5 protein-coding genes are annotated in these 7,764 nt (G+C 44.8%); 3 read left to right on the top strand and 2 right to left on the bottom strand.

What is annotated here, in order from left to right:
• Positions 1-158: 158 nt before the first annotated feature.
• Together Q0541_RS28010 and Q0541_RS28005 are read right to left on the bottom strand one after the other, a co-directional pair.
• The gene (locus Q0541_RS28010; protein ID WP_298918999.1) at positions 159-1,997 is read right to left on the bottom strand and encodes a penicillin-binding protein 2; all 1,839 of its coding nucleotides are present in this window, start codon (positions 1,995-1,997) and stop codon (positions 159-161) included.
• 167 nt (positions 1,998-2,164) lie between these two features.
• A complete protein-coding gene (locus tag Q0541_RS28005) occupies positions 2,165-2,863 on the bottom strand; it encodes a hypothetical protein (protein WP_298918994.1) in 699 nt (232 codons plus the stop codon).
• Positions 2,864-3,357: 494 nt separating this feature from the next.
• Here Q0541_RS28005 and Q0541_RS28000 point away from each other — a divergent pair, with 494 nt between their 5' ends.
• From Q0541_RS28000 to glgB, 3 genes are all read left to right on the top strand, one after another.
• The gene (locus Q0541_RS28000; RefSeq protein WP_298918991.1) at positions 3,358-3,627 is read left to right on the top strand and encodes a hypothetical protein; all 270 of its coding nucleotides are present in this window, start codon (positions 3,358-3,360) and stop codon (positions 3,625-3,627) included.
• Positions 3,628-4,530: 903 nt separating this feature from the next.
• Positions 4,531-4,863: a hypothetical protein gene (locus Q0541_RS27995; RefSeq protein ID WP_298918988.1), complete on the top strand. Its 333-nt coding sequence runs from the start codon at positions 4,531-4,533 to the stop codon at positions 4,861-4,863.
• Between the two features lie 197 nt (positions 4,864-5,060).
• Entirely contained in the window at positions 5,061-7,352 is a 2,292-nt protein-coding gene (gene glgB / locus Q0541_RS27990; RefSeq protein WP_298918985.1) for a 1,4-alpha-glucan branching enzyme, read from the top strand.
• Positions 7,353-7,764: the final 412 nt, after the last annotated feature.

The following is a 7,764-nucleotide window of genomic DNA, read 5'->3' as shown; positions in this document are numbered from 1 at the left end:
TACTTGCTTATGAGTCTTTGATTTGCGTTAATTTGTCTTTTATATTCGGCTACGAGTCTTTGAACTGCGTGAATGAGTCTTTAATACTCGCTGACGAGTCTTTGAACTCCACTCTGTGCTCCTCTTCCTCCCTGCCCCTTGTCCCCACTCCCCCCTGCTTACGGCGCTTTCGTCTGTTGCTCAATCTCCTTACTTGGCGGAATCTCCTCAAGAGGAATCAGGGCTTCAATCACCGACTTCACAATTGGGGCGGCGACAGTAGAACCGTAGGCACTTTCTCCTTTTGGCTCATCCACCACTGCAAACACTACATAGCGAGGAGATTCCACTGGCAAAATAGCTACGAAGCTGGTCATTCTAGCACCCTTGATGTAGCCGCCATTAGGACTAGCTTTTTGGGCTGTACCAGTTTTACCAGCAATCCGATATCCCGGAATTTGTGCCGCCTTTCCGCTGCCTTCAGTAACAACAGTTTCCATCATTTGCACAACCTTTTGGGTTGTTGCAGCTGAGAAAATTTGGCGTGGGATGGTGCGAGGGGGTGAATCATGCATCTGCCCTTTGCTATCAATCAGCCCCCGAACTACATGGGGTGTGACCAATTTACCGCCATTGGCTAAAGCACCGTGCATTTGCACTAGCTGTAACGGTGTCATGGAAAAGCCTTGTCCAAAGGAAGTAGTAGCTGCCTCAATTGGCGAAGCGATAAATTCTTCTTGACTTTTGAGCCGACCGCCAACTTCAAAAGGTAAATCTGTATCAACTTTTTGTCCTAATCCCAGGCGTTCTAGCCAGTTGTAGTAGATTGAAGGCTTTAAACGTTGGATAATTTGCACCATGCCAATGTTGCTGGAATATTGCAAAATCTGAGCGATGCTGATTCGCCCATTAGCATTACTCATCGCATTTTTGATGGTGTAATTAGCGACTCGAATAGAACCGGAGTCATTAAACATATCATCTGGTTTGATGACACCATTTTCCAGAGCGATCGCCACATTCAAAGGCTTGAAAGTCGATCCCGGTTCATAAAGATCCGCCACCGTCCAGTTTTTAAATAGCGAGATATTAGCTTTAGAGTATTCATTAGGGTTATAGTTAGGCTGAGAAACCAGGGCCAGTAAGGAACCATCCAACGCATCCATCACAATTACCGCTCCCCGTTTGGCGTTAAACTTCTCCATCTGCTGTTTAAGCGCAACGCGAGCAATTCGTTGCAGACGGCTATCGATAGTGAGTTGCAGTTGCAAATCATCAAAATGTAGAAAACCTTCGGGCGCATGATCCGGCATCAAGTCCCCATTACCCGACCGACTGAGCCGCACCGTTTGCACAGGACGTTCTAGCAACTTCTCTTGAGAGTATTCCACACCTGCTTGACCACGACGGTCAAGATTCACATAGCCCACTACATCAGCAACCAAATCATCTGGCGGGTAATATCGGGAGTATTTTTGAATCCACTCCAAGCCATTTAAGCGCAAAGAGATGACGCGATCAATCATTTCTTCCGGTAAGTCTGGGGCAAGTATAATTCCGCTTCTTTTGCTTTGAAAAGTTTTCACTAATTCAGCAGTATCCTTTGCCAATATTGGGGCAAGTCGCTCTGCCATATCTTCATTAGACTTATCAAATAGCTTGGGATGAGCGTATAAAGTATATACAGGACGGTCAATCGCCAACAAATTACTATTGCGATCGATCACCGGGCGACGAGGCATAAAAGGTCGCAGATTCACCATTTGCTGGTTTCGCGCCTGTTCTGTTAACTTTGATCCTCGAACAATTTGCAGGTTATACAAGTTGACACCCAACCCCAACCCTGCTGCCATTAATGCGCCCCAGACTATAAACAGTCGAGACTTGGTATTGGATGTTTGGTCTTGGATATTAGAGGCAAGTGTCCCCAACAATCCTCGTTTAGAACCCTTCTGTCGCCTTGTGAATGCTGGATTCCGAAACTTTCTGAACTTTATTTTGCTTGGTGATTTTTGCATTGCCCTACTCAGTAGCAAATTGCTTTTCGGAATCAAGAGTCAAAGTTAGTTACTCTCAACTTTGAGCTTTGACTCCTAAAAGTGGCAATTTTAGATTTTGAATTTTTGGATTGAAAGAAAAATTTAAAATCTAAAATCTAAAATTTAAAATTGAATGACTCCTAACCTTAATACCCCAGTGGCGAGAGTGTTTGCTGTTGTGTTTCAGAATTTGGCGTTGTGTTAGACGATGCTGGCTTCGGACTATGAGATGCTGGAGGCAAGAAAATCATTCCTTGAGGAGTCGGCGATACCAGTCCTGCTGCTGGTTGTTCTGCTTCATCAGCCATTTTATTTGTTAGCGTCGCGTTAGTAGTCGTTAGCAGCCGCTCATGACGTTGGAGGTTTTGCAGTCTGCGATATGACTGACTCCAAAGCTCTTGAGAATATACCGTCCAGCCATAAACAGCAAGTGTCGATGCTACTAACAACAACGCCAAAGCTGACGAATAACGATCAAAGATGTACAAGCGCAGCAACCATAACGGTGCCGCTCCAGAATTAGGCATTATGGGAAGGCGAAGAAAACCTACCCTCGGAGTCTTCTGATTCGCACTCGACTGCTGATTGAGATTTGGCGGTTGTTGTTTACCTAACTCTTTCACCGATTTGGGCAAAACTGCCTCATTTGTGGGAGAAACCGCGAAACTTTTCGAGGAACGCTGTTGTCTTTGAGAAAATACTGGTGCAGCTTGAGCAGCGGGTGTAGAAGCGCTCCGTGCTGCTGACTCCAGACGCAAAGAACGTCGCCTCCCTAAAGAAAGGATAGAATCTCGCCCGAACCAAGTACCTCTTGTAGAAACAGCAGATTTACGAGCAACTACCATAAATTTTTTTAGATGGGAAATATTGTACTTTAGATTGATTGTCTGTTTTTGCTGAGGTTAAAATCGCCTTCTGTGCAACAAGCACACATAACACACTACACCCTTTTAACTGTTCTGATAGGTAGCTGTACCAATGTTTGCATCCTCTAGATATTGCAATGTTTGCAATCAGCGATTAGCAACTGGACAGCTTGCCCTTTAAATATCGCACCTAAAGTATGGCAACGCAGGGCAGCAAAATGCAATACTCCGTGAAAAAAAATAAAATTTTTTGCTATCGTAGCTCGGTTTGCTAGAAAATTTGGGAATTTCCGTTTTGCTGCTGAGTTAAGAGAAACTAATCAGATGGCTGTATGATACCTAATCTGAAAAAATACCCCAAAAGATTGTTTTTTAAGTATGTAATCTCACAGCATTTAAAAAAAAGCAATAAATACGGTATCGTATTCAAAAGGTGAAAAATTGTTCTAGCCACAATTGGTGAAAGAGGAGTTATGAAGACAAAAATCTTTGGTTTAGCTGTAATGTTAAGTCTGGCGACAATTCTCGGAGCCTGTGAAGGCGGTGGTGATGGTGCTGGTACTACTACTACTACTACTCCAGCTGCTACAGGTGAACCAACTGATGCACCTACTGCTGGGTCTAGCCCTACCACTGCTCCCGGAGCTACTTCTGGAGCTACTCCCGGAGCTACTTCTGGAGCTACTCCTGGAGCTACTTCTGGAGCTACTCCCAGTGCTAAACCCACTGCTAGTCCTAAATAAGGCACCCTAAGCTTTAGTCGGACTTACGCACACTCTACGAATTCTTCTCTTCTCTACGAGACCCTCCGCGTTGGCGTTGGCGGAGCCTCTCGTAGAGAAGGAGCTCTTAGCGTAAACTCTTGGAGAGGCTACACGTTTCCCTTGCGTCTCGTAGAGAAGGCGGTAGCCTGCGGCAAGCCACTACGTGTCTACGATAAATTAAGCTTTTGAGCAATTTTTGTGTAAGTCCTGTTTAGTTTAAATCATGCCAAAAACAGCTTAGTAATAACGCTTATCACCACATAGCTTGAATTAATTAGGTTCACGTAAAAACCTGGATGTTTTGTATTGGTGTATCAGAGCCTAGAGTTTGCTTAAATATCAGCTAAGTAGGGCAGCCAGTAAAGGATAGGGAGCAATGCTATAACAGTGAGATGGGTAAGCAGGAGAGGCAGGGGAAGAGAAAAAATAAGTGGATTACGGGCTATTTGAGTAGTAAAAGTTACTATAAGTTTCTCTTGACTCCCCCTACTCATTTCACGATGATCTCACTTTTTCGCGTTGCTCCCAAAGGATACTGTTGATCAGGGTTACCTCCTCAACCAAGTGTCCGCCTGAATTCTCGTCTGACCGAACCTTGTTCTGAGTCCAAGGGAGTTGAGTTCTGTAAATCTAAACGATCTTGTGGGCAAGGTACTTGCCTCATTTGGTGTTTGGAATGGCTTATACTCCTGAGTTTTGAGAGGACAAAACAATTCATTGCGATCGCTGGTAATTGCTCAAGAGCATTCACTGTAGTCTATTCCGTATCAGGAGAGACCTGATGATGTCCCTTGATATTGCCAGATTTTTATTGTAAAAATTTGTAACTTTGGGCATTGACCAAACAGATTTTCATCCTGCGTTGTGAACGCAGTCCAGGAGATGGGGAGAGTTAAAGCGAGAAAGGCGATAAAATTACTAAGTGTAATTGTAATTAGTGCAATGTTGGTTGGATTAAGTAGCCATTGGGGATCAGCGGTAATAGCATTACCGCCACCAGAGGATACACCAGAAGAAATATTACGGACAAAGATTATCATAGAAGCACGATCGCCTATTGATGGGAAATTCCTAACAGCTGCCGAATACGTTCAATTGCAAGCGCAGCTGCAAGAAGCCCCGCCACCAAAACTAGACCCCAAAATTCGGGAACAGATTTTCTTGCTTCGCATACGTAAAACATTACTTCAGTTTTTCCCATTTTTAAATTTTTGATAAATTACTCAAGGGTCAAAAGTCAAGAGCTTTCCCCCATGCCCTGTTTGGCCCATGCCCCAAAAAGATTGATGACTCATTCTGAGGTACGATAACGGTGGCGACAAAATTGCAAATAAATGTAAAGAATATATAAATATATATAGATGTGAAAAAAGTAGATTTAGTCAATCACGTTATTTCATTTAGGTAGCCTCATGTCCATGACCACGATCGCCTCTGAACAGGTTAACCGTATCGTTTGGAATCAGCATAACGATCCCTTTGAAATACTAGGTTCTCATCCCATAGAACAAGATGGCAAAACTGTCTGGGCTGTGCGGGCCTACCTACCAAATGCAAGTGCAGCATGGGTTGTTCTTCCTGAAGAACGCAAGGAATACCCAATGCAAACAGTGCATCATCCCCATTTTTTTGAATGCACGATTGACACTCCAGAACTGGCAAACTACCAGTTACGCATTAAAGAAGGAGAAAATGAGCGTGTCACCTATGACCCTTATGCTTTCCGTTCTCCCAACTTGACAGACTTTGACTTGCATTTATTTAGTGAAGGCAACCATCACCGGATTTACGAGAAACTGGGAGCGCACCCCACGGAAATAGGCGGCGTTAAGGGCGTTTATTTTGCTGTTTGGGCACCCAACGCCCGTAATGTTTCATTGCTAGGAGATTTCAACCTCTGGGATGGGCGCAAACACCAGATGCGTAAAGGCCCCACGGGAATTTGGGAATTATTTATTCCTGAAATCGGTGTGGGAGAGCATTACAAATATGAAATCAAAAATTTTGAAGGGCACATTTACGAAAAATCAGATCCTTACGGTTTCCGACAGGAACTCCGCCCGAAAACTGCATCCATTGTGACTGATTTAAATGCTTATAGTTGGAATGACGAAGACTGGATGGTAAAACGGCGTCGCACTGACCCCCTTACCCAGCCAATTTCAGTCTACGAAGTGCATTTAGGCTCTTGGTTACACGGTTCGAGTGCTGAACCTGCTAAACTGCCAAATGGTGAAACCGAACCTGTAGTTGTCGTTTCTGGACTGAAGCCAGGCGCACGCTTCCTTACCTACCGGGAACTGGCAGAAAAACTCATTCCCTATGCCAAAGACTTGGGATACACCCATATAGAATTGCTACCCATTGCGGAGCATCCCTTTGATGGTTCTTGGGGTTATCAAGTAACTGGGTACTATGCCCCCACCTCCCGTTTTGGTAGCCCCGAAGATTTCATGTATTTTATTGACAAATGTCATGAAAATGATATGGGGGTAATTGTAGATTGGGTTCCTGGTCACTTCCCCAAAGATGGACATGGTTTAGCTTTCTTTGATGGTAGCCATTTATACGAACACGCTGACCCCCGCAAAGGTGAACATAAAGGATGGGGTACTTTGGTGTTCAATTACGGTCGCCATGAAGTTTGTAATTTCCTAGCAGCAAATGCTCTCTTCTGGTTTGACAAGTACCACATTGACGGGGTTCGTGTCGATGCTGTTGCCTCGATGCTCTATAACGACTATTGCCGCGAACCAGGAGAATGGCTGCCCAACCAGTATGGTGGCAGAGAAAACCTAGAAGCAGCTGATTTTCTGCGTCAGGTAAATCACATGATCTTCAGCTATTTCCCCGGTGCTCTCTCAATAGCAGAAGAATCGACTTCCTGGCCAATGGTATCTTGGCCCACCTACACAGGCGGACTGGGCTTTAACTTGAAGTGGGATATGGGCTGGATGCACGATATGCTGGATTACTTCAGCATGGACCCTTGGTTCCGTCAGTTCCACCAAAACAATATCACCTTTAGTATGTGGTATAACCACAGCGAGAACTTTATGCTGGCCCTGTCTCACGATGAAGTGGTGCATGGCAAGAGCAATATCATCGGTAAAATGCCGGGGGATACATGGCAGAAGTTAGCAAATGTGCGTTGTTTATTTGCCTATATGTTTGCTCACCCAGGCAAGAAAACCATGTTTATGAGCATGGAGTTTGGGCAGTGGAGTGAGTGGAATGATTGGACTGATTTGCAATGGTATTTATTGCAGGATGAAGCCCACCAACAGTTAAAAACGTTTTTCCAGGAATTGAACCATCTCTACCGTTCTGAACCAGTTTTGTACACGCAGGATTTTGCCCAAGCGGGGTTTGAGTGGATTGACTGTAGCGATAACCGCCATAGTGTAGTTGCCTTCATGCGTCGTGACAAGGATTCTGATGATTTTGCGATCGTGGTTTGCAATTTTACACCGCAACCCCATTCTCATTACCGCATCGGTGTACCGCAAAAGGGATTTTATACCGAGTTGTTCAATAGTGATGCGCGTAAATATGGTGGCAGCAATATGGGCAACTTAGGTGGTAAGTGGACGGATGATTGGTCTTTGCACAGTCATCCCTATTCGCTGGATTTGTGTTTGCCACCTTTGGGTGTGCTGATTCTCAAGTTGGATAAGGAGAAGACTGCTGAGGTAATTGGATAACAATTTGGGGTGGGCATTGCCCACCCAGTTAAAAGGGCGGTTAGAAACCGCAACTAAACAAGGCTTTACCCACTTGCGTGGGTTGTCTCGTTCCCAGTCTCCGACTGGGAATGCATAATGGGAGGCTTTGCCTCAAGACTAGCGGCAGAGCCGCAATGAAAGAACATTTCCAGCCTCTGGCTGGAAACAAGGTTTTAAAGGAGTTTTTGCTTAAGTTGACACTAATGAGCATTGCTCTGCCCCTACCCCGCGAGTCTATACATCAGGGGGATTAAGGGGGGTAATTCGACTTGTCAAGAGGAGGGTTGAGGAAGAGTAACGCGAGTATCAAAGGTGGATGAATGGAGCTAAAAGACTCATTCACGAGTATCAAAGGTGGATGAACGCAGCTAAAAGACTCATTCACGAGTAT

Origin of the sequence: uncultured Nostoc sp. (genome assembly GCF_937863485.1) — a bacterium.
In the GTDB taxonomy this organism is placed as follows: domain Bacteria; phylum Cyanobacteriota; class Cyanobacteriia; order Cyanobacteriales; family Nostocaceae; genus Nostoc.
Note: the sequence above shows the minus strand (reverse complement) of the source record. Positions and strands in the feature narration are given on the sequence as shown.